The sequence below is a fragment of the Agrobacterium sp. MCAB5 genome (genome assembly GCF_052114365.1).
GTDB lineage: Bacteria > Pseudomonadota > Alphaproteobacteria > Rhizobiales > Rhizobiaceae > Agrobacterium > Agrobacterium tumefaciens.
The window spans coordinates 1-428 of sequence record NZ_JBFREP010000283.1; the positions used below are offsets into that span (position 1 = coordinate 1).

Annotated in this window: 1 protein-coding gene; it reads left to right on the forward strand. The window is 55.6% G+C overall.

The features are described from left to right. Nucleotides 1-9: 9 nt before the first annotated feature. Nucleotides 10-428, forward strand: a 419-nt coding sequence (locus AB4Z23_RS28645) for an isocitrate lyase/phosphoenolpyruvate mutase family protein (RefSeq protein ID WP_441361330.1), incomplete at its 3' end; no start/stop codon positions are given.

Consider the following 428-nt stretch of genomic DNA (forward strand, 5'->3'; position numbering starts at 1 on the left):
GGCGAAGAGATGCCGCTTGATGACGCACTGGCGGTAGTCGCTCGAATAATGAAATGCATCGATCTGCCTCTCACTGTGGATTTTGAAGGCGGTTATTCGAGTGATGCTGCAACGGTCAGGCGCAACGTAGGTCGTCTGCTCACCCTCGGCGTCATCGGATTGAACTTCGAGGATCAGGTGGTGCACGGGACGGGCCTCTATGATGTCGATTATCAGGTGGACCGGCTTCGAGCTATTCGCAGCGCTGCCGAAGACCACCGTGTCCCGGTCTTCATCAATGCGAGAACGGACGTGTTTCTCAAGGCAGATGAGGGCATCGATCATGCGGTCTTGCTGGATGAGGTGCTCGCTCGCGGGGCAGCCTATAAGGCGGCAGGAGCAGATGGTTTTTTCGTGCCCGGGCTAAAAGACAAAAAGCTGATCAAAGA